The sequence below is a fragment of the Bradyrhizobium sp. USDA 4452 genome (assembly GCF_054063575.1).
In genome coordinates this window covers 5,852,658-5,868,509 of sequence record NZ_JBSSGK010000001.1, presented here as the reverse complement: position 1 = coordinate 5,868,509, position 15,852 = coordinate 5,852,658, and the positions used below count along the sequence as shown (strand labels likewise).

General features: G+C 65.5%; 18 protein-coding genes. 8 read left to right on the top strand and 10 right to left on the bottom strand.

Annotated elements, in window-relative coordinates; genetic code table 11:
- Nucleotides 1-161: 161 nt before the first annotated feature.
- The gene (locus ACVISU_RS27915; protein ID WP_456708996.1) at nt 162-2,849 is read right to left on the bottom strand and encodes a sensor domain-containing protein; all 2,688 of its coding nucleotides are present in this window, start codon (nt 2,847-2,849) and stop codon (nt 162-164) included.
- Between the two features lie 258 nt (nt 2,850-3,107).
- On the opposite strand from ACVISU_RS27915, the gene ACVISU_RS27910 reads away from it, so the two are divergent.
- On the top strand, nt 3,108-4,211 hold the full coding sequence (locus ACVISU_RS27910; RefSeq protein ID WP_456708995.1) for an NAD(P)/FAD-dependent oxidoreductase: 1,104 nt from the start codon (nt 3,108-3,110) through the stop codon (nt 4,209-4,211).
- A gap of 93 nt (nt 4,212-4,304) precedes the next feature.
- Here the strand turns inward: ACVISU_RS27910 and ACVISU_RS27905 are convergent, their stop codons facing one another.
- On the bottom strand, nt 4,305-4,490 hold the full coding sequence (locus tag ACVISU_RS27905) for a YdcH family protein (RefSeq protein ID WP_050422666.1): 186 nt from the start codon (nt 4,488-4,490) through the stop codon (nt 4,305-4,307).
- Nucleotides 4,491-4,730: 240 nt separating this feature from the next.
- Here ACVISU_RS27905 and ACVISU_RS27900 point away from each other — a divergent pair, with 240 nt between their 5' ends.
- From ACVISU_RS27900 to ACVISU_RS27890, 3 genes are all read left to right on the top strand, one after another.
- Nucleotides 4,731-4,937 carry a YdcH family protein gene (locus ACVISU_RS27900; protein WP_024583705.1) on the top strand — a complete coding sequence of 69 codons (207 nt, stop codon included), beginning with the start codon at nt 4,731-4,733 and terminating at the stop codon, nt 4,935-4,937.
- A 187-nt stretch (nt 4,938-5,124) separates the two neighbouring features.
- The gene (locus tag ACVISU_RS27895) at nt 5,125-5,334 is read left to right on the top strand and encodes a hypothetical protein (RefSeq protein WP_050401735.1); all 210 of its coding nucleotides are present in this window, start codon (nt 5,125-5,127) and stop codon (nt 5,332-5,334) included.
- A 30-nt stretch (nt 5,335-5,364) separates the two neighbouring features.
- Complete coding sequence (locus ACVISU_RS27890) at nt 5,365-5,616, top strand: hypothetical protein (protein ID WP_456708994.1); 252 nt, start codon at nt 5,365-5,367, stop codon at nt 5,614-5,616.
- A gap of 6 nt (nt 5,617-5,622) precedes the next feature.
- Here ACVISU_RS27890 and ACVISU_RS27885 read toward each other — a convergent pair whose 3' ends face one another.
- On the bottom strand, nt 5,623-6,345 hold the full coding sequence (locus tag ACVISU_RS27885) for a GGDEF domain-containing protein (RefSeq protein WP_456708993.1): 723 nt from the start codon (nt 6,343-6,345) through the stop codon (nt 5,623-5,625).
- Between the two features lie 146 nt (nt 6,346-6,491).
- Here ACVISU_RS27885 and purE point away from each other — a divergent pair, with 146 nt between their 5' ends.
- Both purE and ACVISU_RS27875 read left to right on the top strand, forming a co-directional pair.
- Nucleotides 6,492-6,980: a 5-(carboxyamino)imidazole ribonucleotide mutase gene (gene purE / locus ACVISU_RS27880; RefSeq protein WP_050401738.1), complete on the top strand. Its 489-nt coding sequence runs from the start codon at nt 6,492-6,494 to the stop codon at nt 6,978-6,980.
- Entirely contained in the window at nt 6,977-8,080 is a 1,104-nt protein-coding gene (locus ACVISU_RS27875; RefSeq protein ID WP_050401739.1) for a 5-(carboxyamino)imidazole ribonucleotide synthase, read from the top strand. The genes purE and ACVISU_RS27875 overlap by 4 nt, the downstream gene beginning before the upstream one ends.
- A gap of 90 nt (nt 8,081-8,170) precedes the next feature.
- Here the strand turns inward: ACVISU_RS27875 and aqpZ are convergent, their stop codons facing one another.
- Nucleotides 8,171-8,893: an aquaporin Z gene (gene aqpZ, locus ACVISU_RS27870; protein WP_050401740.1), complete on the bottom strand. Its 723-nt coding sequence runs from the start codon at nt 8,891-8,893 to the stop codon at nt 8,171-8,173.
- Nucleotides 8,894-9,158: 265 nt separating this feature from the next.
- Here aqpZ and rpsU point away from each other — a divergent pair, with 265 nt between their 5' ends.
- Nucleotides 9,159-9,455, top strand: a complete 297-nt coding sequence (rpsU, locus tag ACVISU_RS27865) for a 30S ribosomal protein S21 (RefSeq protein WP_021078544.1) — start codon at nt 9,159-9,161, stop codon at nt 9,453-9,455.
- Nucleotides 9,456-9,568: 113 nt separating this feature from the next.
- Complete coding sequence (locus ACVISU_RS27860; RefSeq protein ID WP_456708992.1) at nt 9,569-10,228, top strand: tetratricopeptide repeat protein; 660 nt, start codon at nt 9,569-9,571, stop codon at nt 10,226-10,228.
- 231 nt (nt 10,229-10,459) lie between these two features.
- Here ACVISU_RS27860 and ACVISU_RS27855 read toward each other — a convergent pair whose 3' ends face one another.
- The 6 genes from ACVISU_RS27855 to ACVISU_RS27830 all read right to left on the bottom strand — a co-directional run bounded on the left by ACVISU_RS27855 (nt 10,460) and on the right by ACVISU_RS27830 (nt 15,850).
- Complete coding sequence (locus ACVISU_RS27855) at nt 10,460-11,326, bottom strand: hypothetical protein (protein ID WP_456708991.1); 867 nt, start codon at nt 11,324-11,326, stop codon at nt 10,460-10,462.
- A gap of 275 nt (nt 11,327-11,601) precedes the next feature.
- Nucleotides 11,602-11,886 carry a cupin domain-containing protein gene (locus ACVISU_RS27850; protein ID WP_028340624.1) on the bottom strand — a complete coding sequence of 95 codons (285 nt, stop codon included), beginning with the start codon at nt 11,884-11,886 and terminating at the stop codon, nt 11,602-11,604.
- Nucleotides 11,887-11,926: 40 nt separating this feature from the next.
- Nucleotides 11,927-13,024, bottom strand: coding sequence for a calcium:proton antiporter (locus ACVISU_RS27845; protein WP_456708990.1), 1,098 nt, complete (start codon nt 13,022-13,024; stop codon nt 11,927-11,929).
- A 55-nt stretch (nt 13,025-13,079) separates the two neighbouring features.
- Nucleotides 13,080-13,898: an alpha/beta hydrolase gene (locus ACVISU_RS27840; protein WP_456708989.1), complete on the bottom strand. Its 819-nt coding sequence runs from the start codon at nt 13,896-13,898 to the stop codon at nt 13,080-13,082.
- Nucleotides 13,899-14,088: 190 nt separating this feature from the next.
- Nucleotides 14,089-15,489 (bottom strand): NAD(P)(+) transhydrogenase (Re/Si-specific) subunit beta, encoded by a 1,401-nt coding sequence (locus tag ACVISU_RS27835; RefSeq protein WP_456708988.1) that lies wholly within the window; start codon nt 15,487-15,489, stop codon nt 14,089-14,091.
- 43 nt (nt 15,490-15,532) lie between these two features.
- Nucleotides 15,533-15,850 (bottom strand): proton-translocating transhydrogenase family protein, encoded by a 318-nt coding sequence (locus ACVISU_RS27830; RefSeq protein ID WP_050403072.1) that lies wholly within the window; start codon nt 15,848-15,850, stop codon nt 15,533-15,535.
- Between the last annotated feature and the right edge of the window lie 2 nt (nt 15,851-15,852).

Here is a 15,852-nt window from a genome sequence, read left to right as displayed (position 1 = left end):
CAGGGCGTTGACGGGGCCACGCTTGAGGTGGGGATCGTTGAATCTCGCCACGACGCAGCCCTCCTTTCTCGGCACGAAATGATGTGGTGGCTCGACGGTAACCGGACATACCGCGGATGGCAAGCAGCGCCGGCCGGACCAGTCCGGCGGTTCAGGCCGATTTAACCGGCCCTGCGCACGGTTTCGGCAAGCAGGTCGCCGCCGACCAGCGCGGCAAATTGACCGATCGGGGCCGGGCGGCCGATCAGATAGCCCTGCACCGCGTCGCAGCCCTCTTCCGAGAGGAAACCGAGCTGCGCCTCGGTCTCGACGCCTTCGGCGACGATCGACATCTCGAGGCCGTGGCCGAGATCGATGACCGCGCGGACGATCGCGGCCGATTGCGGATTGCGGCCGAGATTGATGACGAAGGCGCGGTCGATCTTGATCTTGTCGAACGGAAACGCCTGCAGGTAGCTCAGCGAGGAATAGCCGCTGCCGAAATCGTCCATCGAGATGCGGACCCCGAGCGCCTTCAGCCGCCGCAGCAGCGACAGGCCGCGGTCGAAATCCTCGATCAGCACGCCTTCGGTGATTTCGAGCTCGAGCCGGTCGGGCGTCAGCCCGGTCTCGAGCAGGATCGAATGCACGAGCCCGACGAGGTCGCCATGGGTGAACTGCGCCGGCGACAGGTTCACCGCGACCTGCATCGGCACCGCCCAGGAGGCCGCCTCCCGGCAGGCTTCGCGCAGGATCCATTCGCCCATCTCGACGATCAGGCCGCTTTCTTCCGCGAGCGGAATGAAGTCACTGGGCGGCACGAAGCCGCGCACCGGATGGTGCCAGCGCGCCAGCGCCTCGAAACCGATGATCCGGCTGGCCGCAACGCTCGCGCCGGTGGCCGCCTGCGGCTGATAGTAGAGCGACAATTCGCCGTTCTTGATCGCGACCGACAGCTCCTGATGCAGCACGCGGCGATCGCGGATCTGCTGGTCCATCTCCGGCTCGAAGATCGAGATGGTGCCGCGCGACTTCGCCTTGGCGCGGAACAGCGCCGCGCCGGAGTTGGCCAGCAGCGAGGCCGCGTCGGATCCGTTGTGCGGGAACACCGCGATCCCGGCGGTCAGGCCGGTGCGTACCGATTTGCCGTCGATCAGGAAGTCCTGCCCGAGCGCCTCGGCGGCCTGCTCGGCCAGCGCAATGCCGGCAGCCGGCTGCTGGCCGTCGATGATGAGGCCGAATTCGTCGCCGGACAGCCGCGCGACCACGCCGCCGCGCGCCACGGTCTGTAAGCGCTGCGCGACTTCGATCAGCACCTTGTCGCCCATCGCATGGCCGTAGACGTCATTGATCTCCTTCAGCCCGTCGAGGTCGACGCAGAGCACCGCGAACTCCTCGTCGGTGCCGTCGCAGGCCTCGATCATCTGGGTCAGCGCCTGCAGGAACGCGGCGCGGTTCGGCAGGTCGGTCAGGCCGTCATGATAGGCCATGTGCGCCATGCGCGACTCGGTCTGGCGCCGGTCGGTGACGTCCTCATGGGTCTTGATCAGATATTGCGGCTCGCCATGATCGTCGGGCACGGTCATGCGGCGGGTCAGGAACAGCCGCAGGCCGTCCTTGGTCGAGATCGGGTGCTCCTCGGCGATCATGCTGCGCTTGCGGATCGCAGCCTCGTCGCGAGCGACGATCAGCTTGGCTTCCCGCTCGTTGAAGATGTCGGACGCGGTGAGACCGGCGGCGTCCTCGCGGCGGCGGTTGAGGATCGTCTCGGCGCTGCGGTTGGCCAGCAGATAGCGGCCGTCGCTGACGCGCTGCACGATCAGCGAGACCGGGATGTTGTCGACCACGAGCTCGAGGAATTTCTTGTTGTTCTCGAGTTCACGCGACAGCGAACGGCGGTCGGTGACGTCCTCGAACAGCGCGATCAGGAATTCCGGATCGCCGGCCTCGTTGCGGGCGATCACGCGGTTCGATGCCAGGATGCGCCTCTCCGAACCCCGTTCGACGAAGAATTCGCTGCGGTGATAGCCTTCGGGCGCGTCCAGCGCCGCGCGGTCGGCGGTGTCGATGCTGACCGCGGTCTCGGGACGGAAGATCTCGTCGGCGCGCTTGCCCACGATGTGATCGCGCGAGAAGCGCGAGAAGCGCTCGAACGCGCGGTTGGCGAAGATGTAGCGGCCGTCCTCGATGTTCTTGGCGGCGACGCAGACCGGGACATTGTCGAGCACGGATTCGAGGAATTGCGTGGTCGAGGCGAGCTTGCGCGACAGCTTGCGCTGGTCGGTGCAATCGAGATGGGTCGCGACCGAGCCGCCGTTCGGCAATGGAAAATATTTCACCAGCACCGACCGGCCGCCGGGCAGTTCGGTGACCAGCCCATCGGGCGCGGCAGCCCTGGCGAAGAAATCCTCGGCGCTGATGTCGAGCACGCCGCGGTCGCGGCGCAGCTCCAGCAGCTCGGTGCCGGTCATGTTGCGCCTGATGTCGGCGCGCGACAGGCCGTAGATGTCGAGATAGCGGTCGTTGCAGAACACAATGCGCTCGCGCGCATCGGTCATCACCACGCCCTGGTTCAGATGGTTGAGGGCGGACGACACGAAGGCGTTGCGGCGCAGTTGCGCGCGCTTGGCCTTGCGCAGCGCCGAAAGGATCCACAGCCCGACCGCGCCGAAAAAGGACGCGACCACCACGCTGCCGATCAGGAGCTCCCAGACCACGCCGGGATCGAGGCTGCCGAGATAGGTCGACGGCGCGAACGCGCCGGTGCCGGCCTGGGCTGCGCCGTAGGGCGCGACGGCAGCGATCAGGCAAAGCGCGGCGCTTGCCGGAATCGAATTCTTCCTGCCCGCCTGCCACTTCCTGCCAGCCATTGATCACCCGCGGATTTCTCGGGCGAGTGTCCGGCTCGGGCGGTTTGGATCGGGTAAACGCGTACGGATGCAACCGGGAAACGTGACTTAATTTATGGCAATTGCCCTGACATGATTAATGCTGCACTAACAGGGCATGGCCCCCCAACTATTCGAGATGGCCCAAACACTTGCCCAATAAGCACTTGCCCAAGGCGATCGGATCGGCTGAACGATGTTGGCGTGGCCGCGCGGAAATTTTCGGACCTGAAGGACGAGATGGACAGGGTTGATTGCGTGATCGTCGGCGCGGGGGTGATCGGCCTCGCCGTGGCGCGCCGGCTGGCACAGGCCGGCCGCGAAGTGATTGTGCTCGAGGAGGCCGAAGGAATCGGCACCGTGACCTCGTCGCGCAACAGCGAGGTGATCCATGCCGGGATCTACTACCGGGCCGGCAGCCTGATGGCGCGGATGTGCGTCAGCGGCAAGCGGGCGCTCTACAGTTACTGCGCCGAGCACGGCATCCCGCACAAGAATTGCGGCAAGCTGATCGTCGCCACCACGCCTGCCGAGACGGAAAAACTGCAGTCGATCCGGGCACATGCCGAGGCCAACGGCGTCGACGACATGCAGCTCCTGTCGGCCGAGGCGGCGCGCGCGCTGGAGCCGGCCCTGAACTGCGACGCGGCGCTGCTGTCGCCCTCCACCGGGATCATCGACAGCCATGCCTACATGCTGGCGCTGCGCGGCGACGCCGAGGAAGCCGGAGCGGCATTCGCCTTCCATACGCCGCTGCTCCACGCCAGGGCCACCGCCAACGGCTTCGAGGTCGAGGTCGGCGGCGCGGCGCCGATGACGCTGGCCTGCGATCTGCTGGTCAATGCCGCGGGCCTTGGCGCCACGGCGGTCGCGCGCAGCGTCGAGGGCATGCCGATCGCGTTGATTCCAACGGCCTATCTGGCCAAGGGCAATTACTTCAGCTGCAGCGCCAAGGCGCCGTTCTCGCACCTGATCTATCCGGTGCCGGAGCCCGGCGGCCTTGGCGTGCACCTGACGCTCGACATGGCCGGACAGGCGAGGTTCGGCCCCGACGTCGAATGGATCGATCACATCGATTACGCCGTCGACCCGGCGAGGGCCGAACGGTTCTATCCGGCGATCCGCAAATACTGGCCGACCCTGCCGGACGGAGCGCTGATGCCGAGCTATTCGGGAATCCGGCCCAAGATCGTGCCGCCGGCGGTCGCCACCCAGGATTTCCTGATCCAGGGGCCGGCCGATCACGGCGTCGCCGGCCTGATCAACCTGTTTGGGATCGAGTCGCCCGGACTGACGTCGTCGCTCGCGGTCGCTGACTGCGTCGGCGAGCTGGCGAAGCTCTGAGCAAATGCAGCATGACCGCCCGAGGGATGCGCGCGGCGGCGTTCATCCCTCGGTGAAAGGCCAGGTTATTCGCGAATTTACAGGGGGACCAGTTTAGTGGACCGTGTCGTCGGCGGAAAGTCTCAACCGCTCGATTTGATCCTTGACCATCAGCTTGCGGCGCTTCAGCTCGCAAATGTGGAGATCGTCTACAGAAGGGTGAACGAGCGCTTCATGCAGTTCGTTCTCGAGTATTTTGTGTTTGCGCTCCAGCTCAACGAGATGGGCCTGTATTGCCATTGCGAACTCTCCTCGGTGCGTTAAACCTCAGGTTCGATCCGGACCAACAAGTGTACACGAGTGGACGGTGCTGTCGATAGGGGACGCGAAATGCCGCACGCACGCGTTTCCGTTTATCTGTAACCAATCGTGACTATGGAACCGGTTCGGCTTGCGCCGCGCGCGCGCAGGGAGGATATTCCGGCGAGCGGCCGCTTCGGTCGCAACAATCTCATCGTGCTTACCAGTCAATACACAACCATGAACGATCAGGATGAGCGCGAACTCCTCGCCGAGCTTGCGCGTCTGCAACAAGAGCACCGCGACCTCGATGCCGCGATCGACGCGCTGCATCAGTCGCCGGCGCCGGATCTCCTGATGCTGCAACGCTTGAAGAAGCGGAAGCTGCAATTGCGCGACCGCATCGCCTTCATCGAAGATCAGATCACGCCCGACATCATCGCCTGAGGCGCGGTCGCTGCGGTTCGGCGGTCGGCGGGTTCGGAGCGCCGACGGCGGTTTTCCCCGTCATCCACAGCGCCTCACGGCTTCACGTTCGCGGCAACGGCGCGGGCGCGCTTTTCGGCGCTTGACTCAATGAGAACAAAATAAGAACATGCCAATCCAGCCGCCAGCCATCAGAGGGAGTTTCGCCATGTCCGCACCGCCTTCCTTGCCCGACAACAGCCGTTACGAGAAGGCTTGCGACCAGGCGATCGCGATGTGCGACGGCAACCTGCGCAGCACCATCAAGGCGCTGATCATGGCCAACGAGTATCTGGAAGCCGAGCTCGAAGAATTGCAGGCCGCGATCGCGGCAGGCTGCGTGCCGGCGCGAACCCATGCGGCGAGTGACGCCGCCTGATCCTTGACCTGATCTTTGCGGAGCACAGCAATGGCTGACGTGACCTACTACGTGGCGCTGCCCTTCATGCAGGACGACGATGGTACGCCTGTCGCCGGCAGTGCCGAAGAATGCCAGAGCTCGTCGATCGCGCTGCGCCGGGCGGAAAGGATGTCGCGGATGCCCGGCAGCATCGGCGCCGTCGCGTTCAGCCGCACCGGCGATCCCGCAATCGGCGAATTCGGCGATGCCAAGCTGCTGCGCGCCTACGGCAACGTGCCGGAGGATCTGAGCGCGCTATAGGCCTTGCTAGCGGCTGGATTCATGCCGCCGCTGCGCCTTGCGCACATACATCGCACGGTCGGCCTCATCGAGAACGCGATCGGCATCCGAATGCGCGGTGAGGATCGCAACGCCCGCGGAGGCGCCCGCGGTGACCCGGCTACCACGGAACACGAAGGTCAGGCGATCGATCACCTCTTCCAGCGCAACCGCCTTGGCGCGGGCATCGGTCTCGCTGAGATTCCACAGCAGCACCGCGAACTCGTCGCCACCGAGACGGCCGATCACGTCGGACGCGCGCACCTGGTCCGATATCGCGGCGACGATGGTCTTCAGCACCTCGTCACCTGCCGCGTGCCCGAAGGCATCGTTGATCGGCTTGAGGCGATCGACGTCGAGCACGATCAGCGCGCCGGAGGCCTGATAGCGCTTGATGAAGGAGAGCGAACGGACGAGCTCGCGCTCGAAGCCGCGCCGGTTCAGGATGTCGAGCAGGAAGTCGGTCTCGGCGGAGGCCTGCAGCTCCTCGATCCGGGCCTGGGCCCGCGCCAGTTGCGCCCGCAACCTGCGGATCGTGGATTTGTCGCCGGAAGCGACCGCGCCTCGCGTGGAGGCTTTGGTTCCAGCCCCTTTGGTTCCAGTCCCCTTTGTTGCCGTCCTGCCGGATGCGGATTTGCGCGCGGCAGGCGCGCCTTTTCGTCGTTTTGCCGCCCCGGAGGCAGCCGCCGTCGTCTTCTTCTTCATGCGCATCCTTGTTGAGGCCTGCTTATGAAGGCTTGCCGGGATTCACCAAGACAGGATAGTCCATTCTAACTCCCTTGCCACCGCCTTGGATGAGAACCGGGCCGCCCCTATAATCGGCCTATGCATTTGGATTCCTGCACAGAATTGAAGAGATGACCGCTCCGATCGCCATCATCATGGGAAGCCAGTCCGACTGGGAGACCATGCGCCATGCCGCCGAGACCCTGGCCGCGCTGGGCGTTGCCTGCGAAACGCGCATCGTTTCGGCGCACCGCACCCCCGATCGGCTCTATGCCTTTGCCAAGGGCGCCAGGGCGGCCGGCCACAAGGTAATCATTGCCGGCGCCGGCGGCGCCGCGCATCTGCCGGGCATGACGGCCGCGCTGACCGAGCTTCCGGTGTTCGGGGTTCCCGTCGAGTCGAAGGCGCTGTCCGGCGTCGATTCGCTGTACTCGATCGTGCAGATGCCGGCCGGCATCCCGGTCGGGACGCTGGCGATCGGCAAGGCCGGCGCGATCAATGCCGCGTTGCTCGCGGCGAGCGTGCTCGCGCTCAACGATCCTGCCTTGTCGGCCCGCCTTGCGGCCTGGCGCAAGCAGCAGACCGATGCGGTCAAGGACCATCCGGAGGGCGCGGCGTGACGGCTTCGAACCTCGTGAAGCTGAAGCCGGGCGACACCATCGGAATCCTCGGCGGCGGACAATTGGGCCGGATGCTGGCGATGTCCGCGGCGCGCCTCGGGCTGCGCTGCCAGGTGTTTTCACCGGATCCGGACTCGCCGGCATTCGACGTGGTGCAGAACGCGACCTGCGCGGAATATGCCGACGTCGAGGCGCTCGAACTGTTCGCCAACGACGTCGACGTCGTCACCTATGAATTCGAGAATGTCCCGGCCGCGACCGCAATGGTGCTCGCCGCGCGCCGCCCGGTGCTGCCCGCCTACAAGATCCTCGAGACCACGCAGGACCGGCTGATCGAGAAGGATTTCGTCAGCAAGCTCGGAATCGGCACCGCCGATTATGCCGACGTCTCCTCGGTCGCCACGCTGCGCACGGCAATCGAGCGGATCGGGCTGCCCGCCGTGATCAAGACCCGCCGCTTCGGCTATGACGGCAAGGGACAGGCCATCATCCGCGCCGGCGACGACCTCGAGCAGGTCTGGCAGGACCTCGGCACCAAGTCGGCCATCCTCGAGGCCTTCGTGCCGTTCGAGCGCGAGATCTCGGTGATCGCGGCGCGCTCCGCGTCCGGCGAGGTCGAGTGCTTCGACGTCACCGAGAACGAGCACCGCGACCATATTCTGAAAACTTCGCGCGCGCCGGCAGCGATCCCCGACGAGCTTGCGGCGCAGGCGCGAGCGATCGCCGAAAAAATTGCTGCGGCGCTCGACTATGTCGGCGTGCTCGCGGTGGAGATGTTCGTGGTGCCCGGTAACGGCGCAGCGACGGTGCTGGTCAACGAGATCGCGCCGCGCGTTCATAACTCCGGCCACTGGACGCTCGACGGCGCCTCGATCTCGCAATTCGAGCAGCACATCCGTGCGATCGCCGGCTGGCCGCTGGGCAAGCCGGTGCGTCACGGCGAGGTCACCATGACCAACCTGATCGGCGACGACATCCTGAGCTACGAGCAGTGGCTCACCGTTCCCGGCGCCACCGTGCACCTGTACGGCAAGGGCACGCCGCGCCCCGGCCGCAAGATGGGGCACGTCACCGAAGTGACGCCGGCCCGCAAGCCGTAATTCCAGATCGGCGGCCGCTGCCGCCATCGCATCATCGAGGGAAATGGGATCGTGGCAACCACGATCCCATTAACGCTCTAATCTAGCCGATCACGCAGTCTTGACGCCGGCGACGATGCCGGCCGGCTCGTCGCTGAGCCAGCGATAGATCACGCCGCCGAGCGCACCGCCGATCAGAGGCGCGACCCAGAACATCCAGAGCTGCCCCAGCGCCCAGCCGCCGACGAACAGCGCCGGTCCGGTGCTGCGCGCCGGATTCACCGAGGTGTTGGTGACGGGAATGCTGACGAGATGGATCATGACAAGCGCAAGGCCGATCGCGAGCGGCGCGAAGCCGGCGGGCGCCTTGCCATGGGTGGATCCCATGATGATGAACAGGAACATCATGGTCATCACCACCTCGGTGATGAAGCATACCACCGTGCTGTAGTGACCCGGTGAGTGCGCGTCGTAGCCGTTGGAGGCGAAGCCCTTGGTGACATCGAAGCCGGGCGCGCCGCTGGCGATCACATAGAGCAGCCAGGCCGCGATGATCGCACCGGCGACCTGCGCGATGATGTAGGGCAGCACCTGGCCGCCGGGGAAACGCCCGCCGGCGGCGAGGCCGACTGTCACGGCCGGGTTGAGGTGGCAACCCGAGATATGGCCGATCGCATAGGCCATGGTCACGACGCTGAGCCCAAACGCCAATGACACCCCGACGAGGCCGATCCCGACCTGCGGAAAGCCGGCCGCGATGACCGCGCTGCCGCAGCCCGCGAATGTGAGCCAGAACGTACCGATCAGTTCGGCCGCGTATTTCTTCATGTCCATGTGGCATCTCCCCTATTTCCAATGTCCGGGTTATCGAAAACTCCGGGAGCGGCCCCGATACCGGCGCCAAATCACCCAAATCAGGGCCGCACAAAGGCATTTTTGCCCCATTTCGTGGCTTTACTAGGCCCGAAAGTCACTCGACCGGTGGACATCTGCGCGTTTGTCTGATACATGCGCGCGCCTAGGGTTAAGAGGCAGGCCTTTTGCCGCCCCTTTAACCCCGCCAGAATTCCGAACCGATCAATTCAAAAGAGGATGCCGCGTGCAGGTTCTCGTCCGCGATAACAATGTCGACCAAGCCCTGAAGGCGCTGAAGAAGAAGATGCAGCGCGAGGGCATTTTCCGCGAGATGAAGCTCCGCGGTCACTACGAAAAGCCCTCTGAGAAGAAGGCCCGCGAAAAGGCCGAGGCCGTGCGCCGTGCGCGCAAGCTGGCGCGCAAGAAGCTGCAGCGTGAAGGCCTGCTGCCGATGAAGCCGAAGCCGGTGTTCGGCGCTGGTCCCGGTGGCGACCGCGGCGGCCGTCCGGGTGGTGCCGGCGCGGGTCGCGGACCGCGCTGAGCCGTTTTGCCTATCTGGAAGTCTAACAGCGCGGGCCATGGGCCCGCGTTGTTGTTTTGAAGCCAGCCGTGTTCCGGGGTACCCATGTAAAACGACCGGCAAGAGCATTTTGCATGATGGCCGTTCCGGCGCCCCACTCCCCGTTTCCAGAAGCTGCGCACCGCCGTCGTGCGGCGCACCTCGTCACCATGGCCATGATCCTCAGCCTGCCGCTCGGGGGGTGCTCCTTCGACTTGGGATCATGGGGCTCGAACGACAAGCCGAAACAGGCTGCCGCTGCCGACAAGCCCGCTACCGACACCATCACCCCACAGGACATCAACAGCGCCAAGGATCACGCCACCCGCGGCCAGGTGCTGGCGCATTCCGGCAAGCTGGATGAGGCGCAGGCGGAGTTCGAGCAAGCGCTGACCACCGACCCCTACAACATCCAGGCGCTGTACGGCCGTGGCCTGATCTATCAGGGCCGCGGACAGCATCAGCAGGCGATCGACGATTTCACCGCGGCGAGTGGGCTGTCGCCGCAGAAGGCCGAGCCGCTGATCGGCCGCGCCACCAGCTACCTCGCGCTCGACAAGGCCAAGCAGGCCGCGACCGACCTCGACGAGGCCGTGCAGGCCGATCCCAGCAATGTTGCGGCGTGGAGCGCGCGCGGCCAGGCCTATGAGCGGCTTGGCGACAAAGCCAAGGCAGCGGCGTCCTACAATCGCGCGCTCGCGCTGCGGCCGAATGACGGAAGCGCGCGCAGCGGGCTGGCGCGCACCGGCGGCTAAAGCGGGATGAAGTCAGGTTGAATCGGTTTGGCCTCGGGTCCAGTTCACCTCTCCCCATCGGGGAGAGGTCGATTTGCGTAGCAAATCGGGTGAGGGGCCGCAGCTCCAACGAGGGACCGTAACCCCTCACCCAGCGCTACGCGCCGACCTCTCCCAAGGGAGAGGTGGACTTCCGACGTCGTGCCAATTCAACCTAACCTCACCATGCTTTGAGCGCGGCGATGCCTCGGGTTACTTCGGCAGGACGGCGTGGAACATCGACTTCATGCCGGAGAACATGTCGTCGGTCACCGAGGTGTGCTCGTTCTTCGGAGCCGGCATGGCGGCATCGGCGCGCAGGTCGAGCGGGGCCTGCAACACCGGGACCGGGATGTCGGCCGGCGGCGTCAGCCGATTCGCATCCTGGGCATTGGCAGCGTAGGGCGCACGCGGCTGCGAGGCTTGATCGGCACTGTCGGTGGACGGATTCGACACCATGATCGGCGGCGGCAACGGCCGGATCGCCGGGGCTGCCGCCGGACGCTGCTGGTCAGGCAGGCGGGCGAGATCGGTGCTGCGAGCGTCCTGCGGCCGTTCCTTGCGCAACCGTTCGATCGCGGCGCGCGCAAGATCGTTGGCGTCGTGGGCTTCCTCCGGCGTGACGGCGGACTCGACCGGCGCGGCGGCGGGCGCAGCCTTGGCGACCGCCTTCGCCGGATGATGGCGCGCGTCAGTCGGGATGCTGGCCGTATCGGCCGGCGCATCAGCCTTGCTGTCGGAAGATTTGGTGTCAGCAGACTTGGTGTCAGCGGATTTGGGATCGGCGGGCTTCTCGGTGACGGTGGCCTTCTCCGATGCCGACCGCTCGATCAGCGTGCGCTCGGACATGCCCTTGGCCTTCACGCCGGCTTCCGGGAGGCTGCTGACCACGGTGGACTTTTCGGCGGGCTTGGCGGGGGCTTTCGCATCTGGCTTGGGATCGACCGCAGCGGTCACGGCTGCCGTGACCGGCGCTTGCGGCTTGGCCACGATGTAGTGATTGACGATGTACGCCCCGATGATGGTCGCTGCCACCGAGGGTAAGATGTCCATCACGAATTTCTTCAGGTAACTCAGCATGACCTGCCACTCCCCACCCCGTTATCTCATGCTGGAACTTTGAGGCACATTCAGGGATCAACTGCGACGGATCGGTGGCAAACCCCCGTCCCGACGTCACCTTTGGTGTCACTTTGGTTTCAGCGGAGGCGCCCCCTGCGTAGGCCGCATCCGCCTTCTAGATCATCGTGCAGCCGTTAACGGGTTATGAATTTCCACGGCCGCGAGCACTCGGACCTGCCATTCGGCACGCGCAGGGTTACTTGTGGGGGTCCATGCGGGATTGTTGCGCCGCGTCAGGGCTTGAGTTCGACCTCGAGGAACACGATCTCGCTGGCCGTCTCGTTGAGCACGTCGTGTTGGACCCCGGCCTTGCGGAAATAGGACTTTCCGGCGCCGAGCTGGGCCTTGGAGCGCTCGCCGTTCGGCGCCACGATGGTCATCTCGCCGGCCGTGATCGGAACGATGACGTAGTCCATCTCATGGGTGTGGTGGCCGGTGGCGCTGCCCGGCGCGAGCCGCCATTCGGTCACGCGAACCTCCGCCGTATCCACCTGCACGTCCGATTTGGCGCTGAGCATCGTCACTTTCTCCAGGCTTCTTGTTTGAGCGGATCATGCCCTACGGCACGAAAACCATGAACACGAACACTGCGAACACCACCATGTGAACGAGCCCGAACAGGATGTTGGTGCGGCCGGTTCCGAAGGTGAGCATGCTGACCATGAAGGTGAGCAGCAGGATCAGCATATGCTGGTTGCTGAGCCCGAGCACCAGCTGCTTGTCGAGCACCGAGGCGGCAACGGCGACCGCGGGAACCGTGAGCCCGATGGTCGCGATCGACGAGCCGAGCGCGAGGTTGATGCTCTTCTGCAGGTCGTTCTTGCGCGCCGCCGACACCGCGGCAACGCTCTCCGGCAACAGGATCAGCGCCGCCACCACCAGGCCGGCAAAGGCCGGCGGCGCGCCGATCTTGACGGTGACGACATCGACCACCAGCGAGAATTTCTTGGCCAGCAGCACCACCGCCAGCAGCGACACCAGCAGCAGGACGACGCTGATCGCCGTCTCGCGGTCCGACATCACCTCGCCATGCGCCGCCGCCTCATTGGCGCCGCTGACGAAGTAGTCGCGGTGGCGGATGGTCTGGGTGTAGAGGAACACCGCGTAGAGCAGCAGGGTCACGATGCTGATCACGGCGAGTTGGGCCGTGGAATAGATCGGGCCCGGCGCGGTCAGCGTGAAATTCGGCATGTCCAGCGTGATGGTCGCCAGCACGAACAGCACGCTGAGATAGAGGTTGGCGCCGGTGATCTGGAAATCTTGCTCGCGGTAGCGGATGCCGCCGATGAAGATGCAGAGCCCGACCAGGCCGTTGCAGACGATCATCACGACTGCGAACACGGTGTCGCGCGCCAGGGTCGGCGCCGGGGTGTCGCCCAGCATGATGGTCGAGATCAGCGCCACCTCGATGATGGTCACCGCGAGCGTCAGCAGCAGCGTGCCGAACGGCTCGCCGATCCGCTCGGCGATCATCTCGGCATGGTGGACGGCCGCGAACACGGTACCGAACAGAATCACGAGCAGCACGGCCGCGAACACCCAGCCCCCGGTCGATGGTGCGAAGCTGTAGCCGCTGACCGAGACTGCGGCAAACAACAGCACCGCCAGAACGGGATACAGCCAGGCCGACCGTGGCATCGGTCCGTGTGCGCTCATTGTGGGGGTCCCCTCACGTCATTGGCCCCGATTATGCGACAGACAATCGCCGCCGTCAGCCTCTTGCGGCGTCGATAAACCGCCTTGCGGTATCCATCGCACCGAAATCGTCGAGATCGTCGTGCCCGCCACCGGGCAGGCGCACGAACTGCTTGGGCGCGCGGGCGAGGTCGAACAGCCGCTCGCCGAATCCGATCGGAATCATCGGATCGTTGCTGCCGTGGATGATCAGGAGCGGCACCGTAACGCCGGCGATTCGCCGGTCGGAGTGGAATTGATCCCGCATCAGCAGGCTGACCGGCACATACCAGAAGTGCGCACCGGCAACATCGGCCGTCGAGGTATAGGGCGCCTCCAGGATCAGCCTGCCGACCGGATGTTCGGCGGCGAGCGCGACCGCAACGCCGGTGCCGAGGGAAAATCCCCAGGCCACGATCTGCTCGGCGCGGTAGCGCGCGGTGGTGAATGCGTAAGCGGCCTCGGCGTCCTGCAGCAGCCCCCGCTCGCTCGGAGACCCGCTCGAGCCGGCGTAGCCCCGGTAGGACAATGCGACCAGCCCGGTATCCTCGGCCGTGATGGCCTTGAAGCGCGCCACGCGGCCGGCCAGGAAATCGCCATTGCCGGGAAAGAACAACACCACCGGCCGGCCCGGCTTCGCCGGCACATGCCAGACGATGACCTTCTCGCCATCGGCCGTGGTCAGGACATGCTCCTCCGCTTCGGGAAGACCGGCCGCTGCAGGCGCCGTCCGCCCGACCTGCGGGATCGGAAACAGCAATTCGCGCTGCTTGACGTAGAGCACCGCGAGGCCGCCGAGATAGATGACGACCGCGGCGATCGCGAGCCATTTCAGGATTGCCAGTGCCAGCGCCATCCGCGATGCCGCAGTTATGTCTTGCCGCGGAGCTTCCGCCGCTTCTCGACCTCAGCCTTGATGCTGTCGGGGACCGGCCGGCAGGCGCACGCCGCCGCATGCGCGACGTGCCACCCGATGCGCTGCTCGCGCGTGGCTCGGGGCGGCATGCGATGGTGTCGATGCCACTCCCGGTTCAGGACCATCCGCGTCAGGCCATCGCCTTGACGATGTTCTCGGTGACCTTCTTGGCGTCGCCGAGCAACATCATGGTGTTGTCGCGGTAGAACAGCGGGTTGTCGATGCCGGCATAGCCCGAGGCCAGCGAGCGCTTGATGAACATCACGGTGCCGGCCTTCCAGACCTGCAGCACCGGCATGCCGTAGATCGGCGAGGTCTTGTCCTCTTCCGCCGCCGGGTTGGTGACGTCGTTGGCGCCGATCACGAAGGCGATGTCGGCCTGGGCGAACTCCGAGTTGATGTCCTCGAGCTCGAACACCTCGTCATAGGGCACGTTGGCTTCGGCCAGCAGCACGTTCATGTGGCCGGGCATGCGGCCCGCCACCGGGTGAATGGCGTACTTCACCTCGACGCCTTCCTTCTTCAAGAGATCAGCCATCTCGCGCAGCGCGTGCTGGGCCTGCGCCACCGCCATGCCGTAGCCGGGCACGATGATGACCTTCGACGCGTTCTTCATGATGAAGGCGGCATCATCCGCCGAGCCGAGCTTGGCGGGCTTCTGCTCGCCCGAGCCGCCGCCGGCCGCCGCGGTCTCGCCGCCGAAGCCGCCTAATATCACCGAGATGAACGAGCGGTTCATCGCGTGGCACATGATGTAGGACAGGATCGCGCCGCTGGAGCCGACCAGCGCGCCGGTGATGATCAGCGCCGAGTTGCCGAGCGTGAAGCCGATGCCGGCTGCGGCCCAGCCCGAGTAGGAGTTCAGCATCGAGATCACGACCGGCATGTCGGCGCCGCCGATCGGGATGATCATCAGGACGCCGAGCGCCAGCGCCAGGATCGTGATCATCCAAAAGTCGAACGCGCTGCCCGACAGCACGAGGCCGACGATGAAGAACACCAGCGCCAGCGCCAGCACGATGTTGATGACATGGCGGAACGGCAGGATGATCGGCGCCCCACTCATCCGTGCCGACAGCTTCAGGAACGCGATCACCGAGCCGGTGAAGGTCAAGGCGCCGATCGCAACGCCGAGCGACATCTCGACCAGGCTCTGCGGATGGATGTTGCCGGGCGTGCCGATGTCGAAGGCTTCCGGCGCGTAGAACGCGCCGGCGGCGACCAGCACCGCGGCCATGCCGACCAACGAGTGGAACGCGGCGACGAGCTCGGGCATCGAGGTCATCGGCACCCGGCGCGCGATCACCGCACCGATGCCGCCGCCGATCGCGACCGCGAGGATGACGAGCAGCCAGGCGACGCCGTCAGCCGGCGGATGGCTCGCCAGCGTGGTGCCGACCGCGATCGCCATGCCGATCATGCCGAACATGTTGCCCTGGCGCGACGACGCCGGGCTCGACAGGCCGCGCAGCGACAGGATGAACAGCACCCCCGCCACGAGGTACAACAGTGCAGAGAGATTGGCGCTCATCTCAGGTCCCCCAAATTCTTGACTCACCCCGAGGTGGTTGCCGTTACTTGGCTTTCTTCTTGTACATCGCCAGCATGCGCTGGGTGACCAGGAAGCCGCCGAAGATGTTCACGCAGGCGAAGATCAGCGCGATGAAGCCGAAGCCGCGGGCCCAACCCGAGCCGCTCGACACCATGCCGACGCCGACCGCGAGCAGCGCGCCGACCACGATCACCGAGGAGATCGCGTTGGTCACGCTCATCAGCGGCGTGTGTAGGGCCGGCGTCACCGACCACACCACGAAGTAGCCGACGAACACGGCAAGAACGAAGATCGACAGCCGGAACACGAACGGATCGACGGCCTGCGCGAGATGCTCCATGG

Excerpts from the sequence above, each read along its gene's own strand:
- ACVISU_RS27915 (WP_456708996.1), bottom strand. The coding sequence starts at position 2,849 with ATGGCTGGCAGGAAGTGGCAGGCGGGCAGGAAGAATTCGATTCCGGCA.
- ACVISU_RS27910 (WP_456708995.1), top strand. The coding sequence starts at position 3,108 with ATGGACAGGGTTGATTGCGTGATCGTCGGCGCGGGGGTGATCGGCCTC.
- ACVISU_RS27905 (WP_050422666.1), bottom strand. The coding sequence starts at position 4,490 with ATGGCAATACAGGCCCATCTCGTTGAGCTGGAGCGCAAACACAAAATA.
- ACVISU_RS27900 (WP_024583705.1), top strand. The coding sequence starts at position 4,731 with ATGAACGATCAGGATGAGCGCGAACTCCTCGCCGAGCTTGCGCGTCTG.
- ACVISU_RS27895 (WP_050401735.1), top strand. The coding sequence starts at position 5,125 with ATGTCCGCACCGCCTTCCTTGCCCGACAACAGCCGTTACGAGAAGGCT.
- ACVISU_RS27890 (WP_456708994.1), top strand. The coding sequence starts at position 5,365 with ATGGCTGACGTGACCTACTACGTGGCGCTGCCCTTCATGCAGGACGAC.
- ACVISU_RS27885 (WP_456708993.1), bottom strand. The coding sequence starts at position 6,345 with ATGCGCATGAAGAAGAAGACGACGGCGGCTGCCTCCGGGGCGGCAAAA.
- purE (WP_050401738.1), top strand. The coding sequence starts at position 6,492 with ATGACCGCTCCGATCGCCATCATCATGGGAAGCCAGTCCGACTGGGAG.
- aqpZ (WP_050401740.1), bottom strand. The coding sequence starts at position 8,893 with ATGGACATGAAGAAATACGCGGCCGAACTGATCGGTACGTTCTGGCTC.
- ACVISU_RS27860 (WP_456708992.1), top strand. The coding sequence starts at position 9,569 with ATGATGGCCGTTCCGGCGCCCCACTCCCCGTTTCCAGAAGCTGCGCAC.
- ACVISU_RS27855 (WP_456708991.1), bottom strand. The coding sequence starts at position 11,326 with ATGCTGAGTTACCTGAAGAAATTCGTGATGGACATCTTACCCTCGGTG.
- ACVISU_RS27850 (WP_028340624.1), bottom strand. The coding sequence starts at position 11,886 with ATGCTCAGCGCCAAATCGGACGTGCAGGTGGATACGGCGGAGGTTCGC.
- ACVISU_RS27845 (WP_456708990.1), bottom strand. The coding sequence starts at position 13,024 with ATGAGCGCACACGGACCGATGCCACGGTCGGCCTGGCTGTATCCCGTT.
- ACVISU_RS27840 (WP_456708989.1), bottom strand. The coding sequence starts at position 13,898 with ATGGCGCTGGCACTGGCAATCCTGAAATGGCTCGCGATCGCCGCGGTC.
- ACVISU_RS27835 (WP_456708988.1), bottom strand. The coding sequence starts at position 15,489 with ATGAGCGCCAATCTCTCTGCACTGTTGTACCTCGTGGCGGGGGTGCTG.
- ACVISU_RS27830 (WP_050403072.1), bottom strand. The coding sequence starts at position 15,850 with ATGGAGCATCTCGCGCAGGCCGTCGATCCGTTCGTGTTCCGGCTGTCG.